We start from the raw sequence: 15895 nt of genomic DNA on the forward strand, positions 1-15895 counted from the left end.
AGGCCTCTGGATTAGTCTCTCAGCTGCTGTGATGCTTTACTTTTATTGTTATCTAACTGCTCCAGACAAGCTCTCAAGCCATCCTCGGGTGTCCCTGTAGGATTAAACTCCAGTCCCACATAACCTTTATACCCAAGCTCACGAAGCTTGTTCATGACAAACGGATAGGCAATTTCTCCGGTTCCCAGCTCATGCCTTCCCGGATGATCGGCAACGTGAATATATCCAATCTGCTCAATGTTTGCACTAATAGTTGGCGTCAGATCGCCTTCGGTAATTTGCTGGTGATATACATCATATAGCAATTTAACATGGGCACTATTGACTTCGGCGATAATAGACAATGCTTCTGTTGAGGTTTCAAGGAAATAGCCGGGATGATTGACCTTCGTATTCAACGGCTCCAGCACAAGTGTAACGCCAGCATATTCAAGTAATGGCACACAAGCCTTTAATCCATCGACAATGCTTTGGCGCTGCTCTTCTCTTGAAACACCCTCAAGCGTATTTCCGGTTACAGCGATTATATGCTTACAGTTCAACCGTTGGGCAATCTCCAACGTTTCCTTCAGCCCTTGAACATAGGAATCGCGAAGCGCGGGATCTAGCAGTGAAATCGATTTGGTACAAAATGACCCTACATTCAGATCGAACTCCTTAACCAGTTGCTCCATTAAATCCATATCCCGGTTTCCCCAGCCCCAAAATTCAAAGGCGGTAAAGCCAAGCTCCTTAACTGTTCTCAAAATCTTGGCTAAATCATAACCGCTGTTTCTGAACACTGCGTCGATCGATGGCGAGTAGATCATTGAATACCTCCTGAATGCGGCGTAAAAGCACCTAAGTATCTTTAACATTATTATAGGAGCACGTAATCTGCGAATCAAGCATTAACATGCAAAAAAGAAATCGCTTACACCTGTGTGTCAACAGTACCTGCCCAACAAAACTTCACATTCCGCTTTTTTAGCGAATGACACGCTGAATAGATGGGTCGTCATGACACAGACCTAAACCCATTGTTCCAGTTAACTTCTAGCGTAGGTGGCCCCTTTGCCTTAAGTCTCCGTTTAGGTTAAACTGAACATAGAAGGGTGTGGTGAACCATGTTAAAAGAATTTCTCAATCAACAAGTCACGATACTATTCATTGACGGCGGAAGTATTAGTAATGGGACGCTTATTGAGATGGATGAGCGCTTTGTGAAATATCAATCTCCCCATAGTCTCAATATCATCCCTATCACCTCAATCAAGACTGTAAATTTACAAACAGAAGACAAACCCAATGCTACCGTAAGAGGTTTTGTTTAAGCTTTGGAGCCACTTTGGTGGCTTTTTTCATTTGATAAATATACCTCCGAATGGAATAACTTCCCTAAGCACCCGGCGTATCAGACTATCGCTTTGCATGTGCTCATCCAACTGCTTGTCAGGCTTGCATGGCTGCAGCAGTACAGAACCTTTGCCCTTCAGCTCCCATTGATAATTCATGTGCTGGCTTGCCAGCGTATTCCCGTATACGCAAGGCTTAAGAGTTATGTGTTGCGGATAGGCCACCAAACAATTCACATCCACAAACAGAGGACTTTGCGGATGAAGCTCTACCTGATAAAGCGGCCCCGCTGTTAAAAGACCAAGTGTACCAGGTCCTTGAAAACGCATTTTCACAAAATCACGCGTCATCAGTGCATTCCGTACCGATTGTATATGCGTCCGAAACGTCATGCCTTCCATGAAAAACAAAACATGCTTAAACTCGAACAAGAGATCGTCATCCTTCTGAATCGACACCGTACCCAAATTATAGCCTTCAGGCAAACCCAGCATGCACCTGGAGGGACCGCTGATTCGCGACTGTATCATCCTTTTTTTGCGATACATATTGGAAAGCTTCATAAAGGAATCTTCACGTAATGAAGGCGACCCTTGAAAAGCGACAATTTGATTCGGATGCAGCACATGAACGGATTCTCCCTGCTCAACCGTAAGCGAAGCGATGCGTGTCCTTTGTTCGGGCTGCTCGTAAGATATATCCATGCTACACCCCCCTGCTATGATTTGAAAATTTTTGTCACGTTTCCGATCCGCTTATTTGCGCAGACTTCGCTTTTGTCTTCTCCATACCGCTACACGTATCAAACGTCCGGATACAAAATAACCAGCCACAAGAACTATCGCTGTTACACCCATCCAAATCAGCTTGCGATTGCGGGCTTCCTTATCCAGCTTGTCCTGCTCTGCAGCATGAATCGCAATCTGCAGCGCTTCATTCTGCTCCATGAGCCGCTTATTCTGTGCAAGAAGGCGTTCTTCTGTTTCCTTAGAGCGCGCTATCGTTTCCGTCAGCTGTTCTTTTTGCTCATCAAATTTTTTGACTTGCTCCTGCAGCTGCTGCTTAGCGGCATCGTATTCTTTCTCAATAATTTCCACTTGCTCGGGCAGCTTGTAAATCTCTTTCACACGATCAAAAAATCCCGCTTGGACGGTGGAAACCGGTTGTACGAGCATCACGATAAAAACCCCAACAAGCAGCGTCTTCCACCTATATGATCTCATCCCTTTTCCACCTCCACTGAATCGACTTGTATCTTCATTTTACTTCATATTTTGCGGGATGCCAATTCTGCGTGCCAAACAAGTAAAAAAGACTGCTATTTAACAAGCAGTCTTTGAAAGCATTCGTCTTGACTCGTTTTAATTTTCAAATCTGGACAGTTATTTTCTTGCGATTCAATGGTCCAGCCCGCAACCTTGGTACCGCACACAACAGCTTCCTTTAAACTCAAGCCCCGTACTAATCCCATGACGGTTCCCGAAAAAAACGCATCACCAGCGCCACTGGAATCAACAAGCTTAACAGGGAACACTGGTTGATGACCTAGCTCCTTGGTAACGGAATCATAGTACACAGAGCCATGCTCCCCCAAGGTAATAACCATCGAGCGCAGCCCGGCAGCATCCACAAAAGGAATTAATTCGTGCAGCATATCGTCAGGATTAGTGCCTACCTTTTTCTCAAAAAGCCGCTCAGCCTCCACTTCATTGCAAATAAAACATTCCAACTGCTTGAGCAAGCCTCTGTTTTTGAGTACAACATCCAAATTCCCGGGGATTCCGTAAACCGGTTTGTTTTGTTGTACAGCCATTGAAATGACAGAGCTGCTGATTTGTTCATTCAGGTCAAGCTCCAAAGCGATATGGGACGATCGCTCCACAATTTCCTGTCTGGATTCAGCAAATACGTTTTCCAGTGCTTTAAGATCAGGCATCTGCGAGATCGAGCCGGCCAAATCACCGTTCTCATCCAGCACAGCAAGCCACATTCCCATACCTTCATTCGCTGGCTTCAAAAAGTCAGTATTTACTTGAACACCCTGAAGACGTTGTTTAATTTCAAGACCTAATCCGGAATGATCCATGGTGGATACAAATGCCGTATTCAACTCCAGATTCGCCATATTCTCGGCTACATTACGGCCTACGCCGCCATGCACAAACTGGATATTACCCAAGTTTCTTCCCTGCGGAATATAATTTTGTTTGGCAAAACCTTTGCAATCCACGAATACGGTACCTATGACGGTTACAAAATTTTTCATATGTAGCTCCTTAACAGCTGTGATTGGCTTAGTAATCTATTATATTATGATTTTGTAAAAGTGGCTATGGATTATTTGTGAGGAGGATCGTTCATCCATAATAGGGCGTAATACTATTAAATTAGAATCATCTTAGTCCCTTCAAAGGGAGTCTAGTCGCTTCTTCTTTCGAGCACTTCTGCGTACTTCATTACCCTTCAGCCTGCCGCTCTGTGTTAGCTTTTAAAAATGGAAACTGTTAAAGAATAGATCCGTGGTCTAAAGAAATTGAAGCATATAAGCAAATTTCCGTTGAGCTAAGCAGTCCACCTTTTTCATAAGCTGCATCAATGATCATCTGCACGAAAGTCCTAATTTTCGGGCAATTTTTCGTCACTTGCATCGTTTTCTTCATTTAAATTTGTAAGAATCATCGAAATTCCAAAAGACATAGTGACTACAAGTTAAGTTTAAAAATTCATGACACCTGTAAACAATTACTCATACTATTCTCGGGAAATCATAAAGAACAGCACCGCTATTCGAAACCCTGAGATTCACAAAGTTACATTTGACCAATGAATCGAGCAGCTGCTCCGATTCCTCAAGCGAGAGATCTGTGTTCATGGAAACCTCTGGAATCGTCAGCGTACCTCCCTTGGCGTGGGCCAGCTCCAGTATCTGCGTTTGCAAAGTAACTCCAAGAGATTTTCGTTTCGCTTTAGCTTCACGAAACTTCCCATAAAAATAGGCAACTACAATACAAAGAGGCGCGCAAAATATTAATAACATAAATATAGAAGCGAAGATTGACGCAAAGATTTCGGCCCCAGCGGAAGATGTGGTGCTGGAATAATAGACTACAGACATGTATAGGCTCCTTTCTCATGTACAATTACGAATCTAACTATACCTGTCATCCAATAAATCATCGAGTGATTTGGCCGTTACCTTCTCGTATTCAGTAAGAATACCTTGGAAATGGTATAGGGTTGCACCCTTTTTCTCTTTGATTTCAGCAAATCCTCTTGTTACAAAGGACTCCAATGCTCTATGCGATAATTCTAAAGAGAGCTTTGTAAAATAAGCGGTTTCAACTACGCTCAAAGTACCGCCGCGCTCAGAAGCCAGAGCCAGAATCTGTTTTTCGATCACTTGTCCTACATTGGGTTCGGCTAGCTTTTTCGTGCTTGATCTTATAGCAGGCTCTTGGATGAAACCAGTGCTCTTCTTCAGCTTGGCTGTGTTGATGATCAAATAAATCAAAGCTGCGAGCAGCAGCGCATTCAGTATAAATCCGCTGATCAAGATGAATTTTAACAACGTATCTGTACTTTTACCATCCGCTGTTGCAGCCGTTAATAGTTGAACTGACATTGATTAGCCTCCTCTCACATTACTTGTATGGTACAGGTGTCAAACTGTATGGCTTAAGACTTTTCGTCCAACAATTCATCAAGCGACTTGTCAGCTTTCTTTTCCTGATCGGTCAAAATGCCTCTAAACTGATACAGTACCGTTCCGTTCTGGGCAATTTTTATATTAGCATGGCTGTGTTTAACCATATACTCCAATGCCTCCTGAGCTTCCTCTAAAACCATATCTGTATGTAAACTAACATCAATAACCGTAAGAACCCCCCCATGGGTATAAGCTAGCTTCAGCAGTTGTTTTTCCAAGTCCCTGCGAATAGCTGATGGTGTTTTCTTAGCCTTCCTATTTAATAGATAAGAGTCTCTCTTAGATTTGATATATTGAAAAGGTTTGAAATTGCAGAGTATCACAATCCCAAAATACAAAGGAGCCACCACCACTACAAAAAAACAAAATATCGTAAATATAGGAGAGTCGACCATATGGAATTCATATGTATTCCTATAAACGAAAATTTCTATGATTCCAAAGATGATTAAAGCGCTCCCACCCAAGGTTCGTTTCATACTCATAGCTTTCCTAACAACCCCCTATTCCAGCCCAATTGGGTCCCATAACCTATTATCCATAATATAATGTATTTGTCTATGCTTAATGCCGATCTGAGATCGCGATTCTACATCCTAATAACACAAACAGGGCCCTTTCTGGAGGCCCTGTCATTCTTGATTATTTATGAAGATAGCGCTAATTTCGATAACCTGTTATTGATTGTCTGGTGCTTAAGAATCCTTATATCCAACGGATAAACGCTCTTCCGTATTGACGATTACCTGGTCACCGCGCAAAGCAGGCGGCAGCCAGCCGGCAGCAGACTTGCTGATCTTATAGAACGACTCCGGCTGCGGAATATCCGGCCAGGTTGCGCCATCACCGTTGAATTGCGGCAGCCAAGGAGCCAAAGCATCAAACATCTCATCGCACATATCCCATACTTGCTGGGTCGTACATTGCGTAGCTGTTAAAGGATCATGCAGGATCGCCAGCTTCACCAGCTCACGGTTCCCCGTAAGTGCAGCTTCGACTGCCATCTCCTGAACGCTGATGCTCGTACGGCACGTTGCCGCACACTGCAAGGGCAGGTCGCCTACCCAGGCAACGTTAATGCCATTACGGTCTACGTAGCAAGGAATTTCAATTGTAGAACCATTAGGCAGATTGGTAATAAAACCTCTGTTCTCTATGTTAAAGTGGCCACGATAGGTTTTGCCTGTTTCCAAAGCTTCAATAATGTAGGAGCCATGCTCATCGGAGCGTTCCCCAAGCTTGATATATTCTGCCTCACCGCTCATCCATTTGGGATACATCTCAAGATATTCATCACGCTTGGAGATACAATGGTTTAAATAACCTGCAGTTCTGCCGCCAATCCATTCGCCTTTATAAATCCACTTGTCTATTTCGTCCTTGTTCTTCCGGTACCATGGTAAATATTCGCTGAGATGTCCATTCGATTCTGTTGAATAATAACCGAAGCGCTTCAGCACATCAATTCGGCAAGGCTCACGCTCGGACAGCTCCGGATGCTTTTCAAATGCTTCCAACAAATAAGGCGTCATATCTCTTCCCTCATGTGTAACCTGAATGTACCAAGTTTGATGATTGATCCCTGCACATATAAAATCAACCTCTTCACGCGGCAATCCAAGCGCCCGGGCGATTTGCTTATGACCGCCCTGCACACCATGACACAAGCCGACAACATTGATGCCGCCAGCACGCCGCAGCGCCCATGTGTTCATCGCCATTGGGTTCGAGTAGTTTAGCAGCAGCGCATTGGGCGCCGTTTCACGCATATCTTTGGCGATTCCAAGCAGCACCGGAATGGTACGAAGTGCGAAGAACACACCGCCAGGTCCAAGCGTATCACCGACACATTGATCAACGCCATATTTGAGCGGAATTTCTACGTCATGATGAAACGCTTCCAAACCGCCGACACGAGCCATGCAAATAACGTAATCTGCACCTGCTATGGCTTCCCTTTGATTCGTCGTTTCTACTATGGTCGCAGCTAGACTGTTCTTTCCAATTAAATTGCGGCACAAGTCTGAGACCATGCGCAGGTTGTCTGCGTTAATATCCATTAGCCGGAACTCGGTGTCCCTGAACTTCTCTACAGATAAAATATCCATCATTAATCTGCGTGTAAAGCCGACGCTACCAGCACCAATCATCGCTACCTTCAACATGTTAGCATCCTCCCGATTCATCATCAATCTAATAAATTGCTTCCTTTATCTAAAATAAAGTATTATAGAAACAATGACAATGGTAATAAACTGCTTTTGATAGGTAATATATTGCTGTATCCAACGATGATTTTATATCCACATATACAGGGAGATTCGGACTTGTCAAATAAATCAAATGAACCGTTTCGGCACAGCTATGGCTTTCGTTTTCGGGAAACGCCAACCTACGAGATCGCCCAGCTGCATGGAGTCGGGTGGGAACGTACCGTCAGTACGGACTACAATTGGGATGGACTTAACCGTGGAGAAGAGGGTGCTTTTTTATTCCAATATACGTTGTCTGGTTATGGCATGATGCATATAGACGGACAAACCTATCCACTCACTCCTGATAAAGCATTTCTGGTTTGGATTCCAAGCCAACATCGATACTATTTCCCCTCTGATAGCGATCACTGGGAGTATATGTTTATCATGATGCGGGGTGAGCGGCTGCGTCCCACCGTTGATGAGTTGATTTCCAAGCTAGGACATGTATCAGACTTTACCATAGATAGCCCTCCTATCCGTGCTTTAAAAATGATATACGAGAAAGCTAGGCAGCGGCAAATTACGGATGGCTACTTAAATGCGCTCTACGCTTATCAATTTATTACAGAGCTTCACCGCAGCACAACATTTGAGAAATCAATATCCGAGATCCCTGAATCGATACAAAAAACCGTGCATTTCATTGAGCTGCACTACGAGCAGCCCGTCAATCTGGATGAGATGGCCGAAAGCGCAGGACTCTCCAAGTACCATTTCTTGAGACAATTCACACGTTTTATCGGATTGACTCCACTCGAATATTTGAATAAGCTGCGCATCGAGAAGGCAGCCGAGCTGCTGCGGACGACCGAACAAACCCTGGACGAGGTTGCATGTTCCGTCGGGTTTGCAGGGGGAAACTATTTCTCCAAGGTGTTCCGTCACTGGGTAGGCATGTCACCAGGGAAATACCGCAATGAGCACGGCTTGGCTACTGACAATTTGTTTTTAAGATAATACTTTTGGCTCCGATTCATTCATATACACAACCGTTTGGTTGCGTCCGTTATGCTTGGCTTGATACAGCGCATCGTCTGCATTTTTAAATAGCCGATGTATATCCAAAGCAGGGTTCGGATAAGACGCAACTCCAAGTGATAACGTAATGATTTTACCTGTAGGACAGTTCGTACTTTCGATACGGGTTCGAATCCGCTCAGCAAGCAAAAATGCCTGTTCTGCCGTGGCATCGGGGAGCAGCATGGTGAATTCCTCTCCGCCATATCTACAGCAATAATCTTGCTCCCGCTTCTCGGACTGCATAATGCCTGCGGTGAACTGGAGTACCTGATCCCCCACCTGATGACCGTATGTATCGTTGACCAATTTGAAATGATCCAGATCCAGCATGATAATACTAAAGCTTTTCGATTGCTCTTGCCATAACCCAAGAATGGCATCCATTGTGCGTCTATTGGTCAGCCCTGTCAGAGGGTCGGTTTGTGCTTCAAACGAAAGCTCCTCGGTTCTTTTGTTCATAATGTGAAAAGCTTTGGCAATAGCTTTATACAATTCATTAGCTTCATAATTCCAGTGATCGATGTTAGGAATTTCCTTGTTCATGCCATCAACGTTGTTCAGACGGGAGGCAATATGCGCAAGCCTGCTCAATGGCTGTGATAACTTATGTGATAGCCATAGCACCAAGGCAAATACGATAATCAGAAACGGTAACGAATATAAAGCCATCCATGTAATGAGTCGTTCTGTGCTTTGATCTACATAATCCTTTGGGGTCTGCGCCACAATACCCCAGCCTGTTTCTGGCACTATGGAATAACCAGCTAGAAAGTGAACTCCCTTGGTATTGGTTACCTCACCTTGTCCACTACCTCCAGCTACTATCTTTTGTATGACAGGATTTGTTATCACATTATCTCCAATTCGTTCAGGATCCGGATGATAGATGATATTCCCTGTTGCATCGACAACATAATAATAGGAGCCGTTATTGGCTTCCGGTTGCTCTCCCAATATTTTTTTGAGTGAATTAGGCTCCTGCAGGTAAATCGTACCTGAGATAAAGCCGTTGTAGTTTCCGTTCAAATCAAAAACAGGGTGACTAACCAATATGATAAGTCTGTTCGTTATAGCCTTGTAAGGCTCGGACATTAAAGGTTTTTGCAGCTCCAGTGCTTGTCTGGATGCCTGCGAGGTCAGCTTTTGCCCAACAATATCCAGATTTCCAGGTGATACAGCACGAACCAACCCGGTTTTATCAACCAAAGCCACAGAATTAAACATATTATCGGTACTCATCAAAAAGTCCAGCTGCTTTTGTGCTGCTTCATCCGAGCTGTTTTCTTTAGTAAAATATTGTGCGGTGGCTCTTACAGTTTGTTTCATTGATAAAATAATCGTTTGAGTCGTTTTGCTCATCTCATCAGAATGAATTCGATTTAGTTCCAGCGTAGTGTTGTATAAAGAGGACTTCTCGGCCTGGTAACCTACGATTGAATTAATCAGCAGCGTACTGAGAACAGAAAACAAAACTATACTGGATATGACAAATGATATTTTAAAACCTTTTTTACTTGATCTCACGTTAGTTCCCCCATGGTCTCATTTCCATTTTGAATGCAATCTCTTACATCAGCTGTCACTCCTTCCTTTGAACATACATTCCTTGATGCTCGGACCACTCTACGTACAAAGCATCCTGTAATCGATGAATCCCCTTATTTTCTAATTCTTCAAGCAGCCATTGCTTCGTACGACCTAATCTTGTTAACCGCTCATTTTGAATACGTCCATTCTCAACGAGCACCATAGGCAGCGACAAGGATTCCTCTATAGGCTCAGGATTTTTCTTAATGATGCTGTCTACCTCTGATTTTTTCAAAACCGATATATTCCCGTTCGTTTCAAATACAGCAAAAGCGACCTCGCGTACTGTAAATATATTTTGTTCCCGAAGCAGTGTATGTAATTGGTCAAAATCGAGATTGTTGCGCTTCATCGCCCGAAAATCGATTTTACCCTGGTTAATAATAATATCGGCGCGACCGTTCAAATATTTAGACAATCCCGGTATAAACTGCACCAGCTTTTCCAGAAACAGCGACATCGCCGCCCACAGCAGCAGCGCATAGAGCAGCTCGCTCAGTGTAACTTCCTTGTCATAAAGCGTGTTACCGACAATCTCACTTAACATTAAAGAGGATACAAAATCAAACGCAGTCAGCTGTGAAATTTCTTTCTTGCCGAGTAATTTAGTAATCAGCCATAAACCAACCATCGCCGTGACCAGCTTAACCGTTATGTAATAAAAGTTATCCATCAGCAAGCAACCCCTCTTTGCATCTATACTATACACATCTTACACTATCAGCATAGGTCACGAAACTTATATATGACCATGGAGCTACTATTGACATTTTAATTGATAATGATTATCATTATTGATTATGTGATAACGATTATCATTGTTGATATTCGGTTAACATCCACTCAATTATACATAAAGGGAGCTGGTTTGAAGGAATGAGTAAAATTTTGATGGTTTTCACAAGCCTCACCGGAAATACAAGGGATATGGCTGACGCGATTGCGGAAGGGATTCGATCTGAACAGGTAGAGCTGGACATTAAGGAAGTGATGTATGCATCAGGCGATGACCTGTTGAAATATGATGGTATCGCGCTGGGTGCCTACACTTGGGGAGATGGAGATTTGCCTGATGAGTTTCTCGACTTTTTTGATGAAATGTCGGACGTACAGCTCGACGGGCAACAAGCGATTGTGTTTGGTTCCTGCGATTCTTCTTATCCTGTTTTTGGCGGAGCTGTCGATCAGCTTGTTGACAAACTAAAGGAAATAGGTGCTGAAGTTGTTGAGGAAGGTTTGAAAATCGAAATGTCCCCCTCACAATCTGAGCTTAAGCAATGCACGGAGTTCGGTGCCGCATTCGCTAAACGCTTTGTTGGTATCAAACAGTCTTAGTCTGGAACCATTGTAGTTATCGCAGCAATCTTAAGATATGATACACAGCCTTAAGAGCCCGTCTCCCTACTGCTTGAATTGCTGTATCAAGGAAAGGCGACGGCGGGTTCATGGGCCAGCTGTGCGCAAGCTTAGCCTTCACGTGCAAGTATGGGCTATGTGACGATAACCGTTATTCCCTTGGCCCGTAACTTTTCGATCTCGGCGGCTGGTGTTTTTCGGTCGGTAATGACAGTATGAATCTGCTCCACTGTACAGATCCGAAAAAATGCCACTTGATTAAACTTCGTATGATCCACTGCAACTACTATTTTTTGTGCATTCTCCATTACCTTCTTGACGACCCGGGCTTCCTCTATGCTTGGGGTTGTTAGTCCCTGTTCAAAGCTGAAGCCGTTCACTCCGATAAAGGCAATCTCGACAAAAATCCCCTCCAGCGACCTCTCGGCCATCTCGCCAACCAAAGCCAACGTACTTGGCCGAATATTGCCACCTGTCAAAAATACACTCACTCCTGGCGCTTGCATCAGCTCTGTAGCAATATTAACCGCATTCGTGACTATTTGTAACTGCTGGCGTTCCATGAGCAGCCGTGCCGTATGACTTAATGTTGTTCCTGTCATGATTGCAACAGTCATTCCATCTGTAATGAGGGAGGCTGCGGCTTGCGCTATAGCTTTTTTTTCATCGATCCATTGGTCTTCCTTCTCCGCAAAAGAGGGCTCGTACAGCAGCCGCTCTTGAAGAATCGCGCCGCCATGGCTTCTCGATAACAATCCGGCGCGTTCCAGCCGCTCCAGATCCTTTCTCACTGTGACCTCCGAGACTTTAAGAAGCGCGCTCAACTGTGAGACATCTGCGCTTCTGTATGCTTTCAAATAATCCATAATCCGTTGGTGCCGTTCCAAGCTTAATAATTTACGTGATTCCCCAGTCGGGGTATTACGCGGGTCCTCACTCACACAGGCTCACTCCCTAGGGTCAGCAATATTTTACCTTTTACGGCACCCGGCTGCTTGTACAGCTCAAAGGCTTCGTTAATCTGCTCCAATGGCAGTATTTTGTCGATCATATCCAGGAAATTGAATCTTTGCTTGCTCAAAAAATGTGCTGTAAGCTCCCACTCGTCTCCGGGAAAAGGCGCGCTGTAGGACATCCAGGAACCTGTTAAAGTAAATTCCTTACGGTTCATCAGCTCAAACAGCTTGTAGTCAAAAATAAGCTCCTTGGTCGGTGTACCCACGAAGCAGACCTTCGCTTTATTAGCTGCCAGCTCAAAACAGAGCCTCATCGTCACATCCGAGCCTGCCGTCTCCATCACGATGCCAAAGCCTTTGGCGCTCACAATAGATGCCGCCTGTTCCTTAAAGTCGTCGCTGCATGTATCGATCACATAATCCGCACCCAGCTTGTGGGCAAGCTCGAGTCGATCACGATTAAGATCAAATACCGTTACTGTTCGCGCACCTAGCACTTTGGCCCACTGCAGGGTCAACAATCCAATCGTACCGCCGCCCAGAATAGCCACATCCTCGCCGCCTTGAAAATTGATATGGCGCAGCGCATGAAGGGCAACAGCCGAGGGCTCGAAAAAGGCTGCTTCCGCATAGCTGACCGTCTCATCAATCTTGACCGCATTTATCTCAGGGATAATGACGTATTCAGCCCAGCTGCCATTCACCCGTGAACCGACAAAGGAATAAAATCGGCATTGGGCAAAATCCCCTTTTAAGCAGTCCTCGCATTGATGACAAGGTACCAGTGGAGCACCGGCAATCCGATCCCCTACATCGATTCGTGTCACACTTGTGCCGACCTTGGCTACGATTCCAGCAAACTCATGCCCAAGAACAATCGGATAATGATGTGCTTTGCTTCCTAGGACTCGTGGTATATCAGAGCCACATATCCCTGTAGCCATAACTTTAACCAAAATTTCGTGCTCCTGTGGCTCCGGTATAGCTATGTCTTCGATACGAATATCGCCTTGCCCATATAATACAGCTGCTTTCATGCGTTATGACCTCACTTTCATTTGTGTAAACCATTCCTTCAGGCTAATATACGCCGATAAGTACTGCTCATAGCCCTGTTCATATAGAGCCGTATGTGCAGGATTCGGGTCATACGCTCTTTGGAAACGAACCGTTCTTCGAACAGCCTCGTCAAAATCCTTATAAATGCCTGTACCGACCCCCGCCAGCATAGCTGCCCCTTGGGTGGTTGCCGTGTCGGATGATGCGATTCGAAGTGTTTTGCCGGTAATATCTGCTTTAATTTGCGACCATAGCTGACTATTGGCCGCACCGCCCATACTGTAAAGCTCATCTACAGGCACGCCGCCGCCAATGGCCGTCAGCAAATTATGCTGCAAGGAATACGCACAGCCCTCCATAATGGCACGAGCCATATGACCACGCGTCGTTGCATAAGAAAGCCCAAGAAAAACACCCTTGGCATCGATATCCCAGATCGGAGACCGCTCACCTGCCATATAAGGCAAGAAAATAATGCCATCACTGCCTTCATCAATCTGTGCCGCTTCCTCATTGATCTCTCTGAATGGATCGAACACAGGTTGGATTAAGGAGTCGCTCTCCTGATCAGCCTCTCTTGAGTCTTCTCGATTATCGCTCGGATTAGACGCCTTGGATGCCGCTGTGACTCCCTTTCCAAACAGCTCGCGTTGAAACCAGTTAAGGCTCCCGCCACCTACCGTGCCACCTTGCAGCAGCCATTTACCCGAAACCACATGGTAGCCTAGAATCAGCTTATTATTCATGATAGGCTGACTCATCACGATGCTCATCCCGCCAGCTTGACCACCCTGCTCCTGAGTTTCACCATCATGAATTGCGCCTACGCCCAATGTGCCGCAGGCAGCATCCAAGCCTCCTGCAACAACTGGAGTTCCTATTAGCAGCCCGCTGCTCGCAGAAGCCTCATTACTAACCATCCCGACGATATCACTGCATCCGTACAGCTCGGGCAGCAAGCCCGGATCAATGCCAAGCTCATCACACAGCTCTAAGTCCCAGGCTCCTGTTCGCATATCAAATGCATGAATACCATAGCCTTGTGATAGGTCGTGGGAAACGATGCCGGTAAGCTTGAACACGATAAAGCTGTTGCATTGCAGCACTTTATGCGTCCTGGCGTACAGCTCGGGCTCATGCTCCTTCATCCAGAGGATTTTGCCGGTCGTATAAGAAGGTGATAGTGGGTTGCCGGATACCGCAAAAATTCGCTCCTCGCCTACAACGCGTTTCATCTGCTCGCACTGCTCGACTGCACGCCGATCCATCCAGATCATACTGTTGCGAAGTACATGTCCATGTACATCGACAGGAATCATTGACCAGCTTTGTCCATCGACACCGATACCTTTAATTTCATGCGGCTGGATAGCTGTGTGCGCAAACATCCGCTGCGTACCGCGGCATACCGCCTCCCACCAATCCAGCGGATTCTGCTCCACACAATCCTTCGCCGGATATAGCGTTTCATATTTTTCAGTACATTGATAAGCAACCTCGCCGTCTGGGGTAAAAGCGGCTATTTTACAGCCGGAGGTTCCAATATCGATGCCAAGCAGATACTCGTTATGCATATGGCGGTATCCCTTCCTTTTTTCTATAGCATTAAGCGCGGCCTGCACTGCCGCAAAGGTTGATTTTGTCTATAGCCATACGTTTGACCGCTTCCTTGGCAGGCACCATATATTGACGTGGGTCCAGCTCTTCTGGATGCTCGGCAAAAAAGTGCTGAATGGCCAAAGAAAACGCATTTTTCAATTCGGTCGCTACATTCATCTTGGCCATCCCCAAGGACACGCAACGCTTTACTTGATCAGCGGGAATTCCTGAGCCGCCATGCAGAACAAGAGGTACCGCCACACGACTCGCGATTTGTTCGATACGCTGAAAATCAATATGAGGTTCTCCCTTGTAAATACCATGCGCCGTACCGATGGCCGGAGCCAACGTAGGAACACCGGTCAGCGCGAGAAATCGCTCACACTCCTCGGGAACCGCCAGCATCGCATCAGCATCATCCACAACAATATCGTCCTCAACGCCGCCTATTTTGCCCAATTCCGCTTCCACGTTCACACCCCACCGGCTTGCATAGGCCACGACTTCCTTGGTCCTCTCTACATTGTGTTCGAACTGCTGTTTGGAGGCATCGATCATGACGGAGGTGTATCCAGCTTCTATGCATTGTTGAATCAGCGCAAAATCCTGACAATGATCAAGATGAAGCGCGATGGGTACCGATGCTTGGCGTGCTGCAACTTCAGCTGCCGCCACAATATAGTCCATCCCCAAATGCTTCACCGTACCTACTGTGGTTTGAATAATAACCGGTGCGCTGCATGTCTCGGCTGCTTCTACAACAGCCTGCAGCATTTCCAGCGTATGCACGTTGAAAGCGACAATTCCATATCCTTGAGCTCTTGCTTCTACTAATAGCGGTGTGGATGAAACTAAACTTCTACTCATTGAACTGACCCTCTTCCGATTAAAAATAAATTGTAATTTCGATTAGTTATTTATAGTTACGTTTTGTTTCGTTTATAAGTTATAATACTTATTTTTTCCGAAAGCGTCAATCTCTGTTTACTAACGATCATCGTGTTTCTAACCACATCATC

The 15895-nt window shown here is 45.3% G+C and carries 17 protein-coding genes; 3 read left to right on the forward strand and 14 right to left on the reverse strand.

Going from position 1 to position 15895, the window contains the following annotated elements:
• Window positions 1–11 precede the first annotated feature (11 nt).
• Window positions 12–809, reverse strand: a complete 798-nt coding sequence (locus tag BM210_RS05360; protein ID WP_091165324.1) for a hydroxypyruvate isomerase family protein — start codon at window positions 807–809, stop codon at window positions 12–14.
• A gap of 297 nt (window positions 810–1106) precedes the next feature.
• Here BM210_RS05360 and BM210_RS05365 point away from each other — a divergent pair, with 297 nt between their 5' ends.
• Window positions 1107–1313: a hypothetical protein gene (locus BM210_RS05365; RefSeq protein ID WP_091165326.1), complete on the forward strand. Its 207-nt coding sequence runs from the start codon at window positions 1107–1109 to the stop codon at window positions 1311–1313.
• Window positions 1314–1340: 27 nt separating this feature from the next.
• Here BM210_RS05365 and BM210_RS05370 read toward each other — a convergent pair whose 3' ends face one another.
• The 7 genes from BM210_RS05370 to BM210_RS05400 form a co-directional block, all read right to left on the reverse strand.
• Window positions 1341–2039 (reverse strand): AIM24 family protein, encoded by a 699-nt coding sequence (locus BM210_RS05370; protein ID WP_091165329.1) that lies wholly within the window; start codon window positions 2037–2039, stop codon window positions 1341–1343.
• Window positions 2040–2090: 51 nt separating this feature from the next.
• Window positions 2091–2558, reverse strand: a complete 468-nt coding sequence (locus BM210_RS05375) for a hypothetical protein (protein WP_091165332.1) — start codon at window positions 2556–2558, stop codon at window positions 2091–2093.
• A 95-nt stretch (window positions 2559–2653) separates the two neighbouring features.
• Window positions 2654–3601, reverse strand: a complete 948-nt coding sequence (locus BM210_RS05380; protein WP_091165335.1) for a PfkB family carbohydrate kinase — start codon at window positions 3599–3601, stop codon at window positions 2654–2656.
• A 480-nt stretch (window positions 3602–4081) separates the two neighbouring features.
• Window positions 4082–4450 (reverse strand): hypothetical protein, encoded by a 369-nt coding sequence (locus tag BM210_RS05385; protein WP_091165338.1) that lies wholly within the window; start codon window positions 4448–4450, stop codon window positions 4082–4084.
• A gap of 33 nt (window positions 4451–4483) precedes the next feature.
• Window positions 4484–4957 carry a hypothetical protein gene (locus tag BM210_RS05390; protein WP_091165340.1) on the reverse strand — a complete coding sequence of 158 codons (474 nt, stop codon included), beginning with the start codon at window positions 4955–4957 and terminating at the stop codon, window positions 4484–4486.
• Between the two features lie 53 nt (window positions 4958–5010).
• On the reverse strand, window positions 5011–5520 hold the full coding sequence (locus BM210_RS05395) for a hypothetical protein (RefSeq protein WP_143100995.1): 510 nt from the start codon (window positions 5518–5520) through the stop codon (window positions 5011–5013).
• 216 nt (window positions 5521–5736) lie between these two features.
• Entirely contained in the window at window positions 5737–7206 is a 1470-nt protein-coding gene (locus tag BM210_RS05400; protein WP_091165345.1) for an alpha-glucosidase/alpha-galactosidase, read from the reverse strand.
• Between the two features lie 162 nt (window positions 7207–7368).
• Here BM210_RS05400 and BM210_RS05405 point away from each other — a divergent pair, with 162 nt between their 5' ends.
• Complete coding sequence (locus tag BM210_RS05405; RefSeq protein WP_177237637.1) at window positions 7369–8256, forward strand: AraC family transcriptional regulator; 888 nt, start codon at window positions 7369–7371, stop codon at window positions 8254–8256.
• Here the strand turns inward: BM210_RS05405 and BM210_RS05410 are convergent.
• A complete protein-coding gene (locus BM210_RS05410) occupies window positions 8248–9843 on the reverse strand; it encodes a sensor domain-containing diguanylate cyclase (protein WP_091165350.1) in 1596 nt (531 codons plus the stop codon). The genes BM210_RS05405 and BM210_RS05410 overlap by 9 nt on opposite strands.
• Before the next feature lie 55 nt (window positions 9844–9898).
• Window positions 9899–10579, reverse strand: coding sequence for a DUF421 domain-containing protein (locus tag BM210_RS05415; protein ID WP_091166137.1), 681 nt, complete (start codon window positions 10577–10579; stop codon window positions 9899–9901).
• A 203-nt stretch (window positions 10580–10782) separates the two neighbouring features.
• Between BM210_RS05415 and BM210_RS05420 the strand changes: the two genes are divergently transcribed.
• Window positions 10783–11241 carry a flavodoxin gene (locus BM210_RS05420; protein WP_091165352.1) on the forward strand — a complete coding sequence of 153 codons (459 nt, stop codon included), beginning with the start codon at window positions 10783–10785 and terminating at the stop codon, window positions 11239–11241.
• Window positions 11242–11396: 155 nt separating this feature from the next.
• On the opposite strand, the gene BM210_RS05425 is transcribed toward BM210_RS05420, so the two are convergent.
• The 4 genes from BM210_RS05425 to BM210_RS05440 are packed head-to-tail and all read right to left on the reverse strand — an operon-like array spanning window position 11397 to window position 15743.
• The gene (locus tag BM210_RS05425; protein WP_091165355.1) at window positions 11397–12203 is read right to left on the reverse strand and encodes a DeoR/GlpR family DNA-binding transcription regulator; all 807 of its coding nucleotides are present in this window, start codon (window positions 12201–12203) and stop codon (window positions 11397–11399) included.
• Window positions 12200–13255 carry a galactitol-1-phosphate 5-dehydrogenase gene (locus BM210_RS05430; protein WP_091165356.1) on the reverse strand — a complete coding sequence of 352 codons (1056 nt, stop codon included), beginning with the start codon at window positions 13253–13255 and terminating at the stop codon, window positions 12200–12202. The genes BM210_RS05425 and BM210_RS05430 overlap by 4 nt, the downstream gene beginning before the upstream one ends.
• 3 nt (window positions 13256–13258) lie before the next feature.
• Window positions 13259–14851 (reverse strand): xylulokinase, encoded by a 1593-nt coding sequence (locus tag BM210_RS05435; protein ID WP_091165359.1) that lies wholly within the window; start codon window positions 14849–14851, stop codon window positions 13259–13261.
• Window positions 14852–14882: 31 nt separating this feature from the next.
• Window positions 14883–15743 (reverse strand): class II fructose-bisphosphate aldolase, encoded by an 861-nt coding sequence (locus BM210_RS05440; protein WP_091165361.1) that lies wholly within the window; start codon window positions 15741–15743, stop codon window positions 14883–14885.
• Window positions 15744–15895: the final 152 nt, after the last annotated feature.

Source organism: Paenibacillus sp. 1_12 (assembly GCF_900114475.1).
Lineage (GTDB): Bacteria > Bacillota > Bacilli > Paenibacillales > NBRC-103111 > Paenibacillus_S.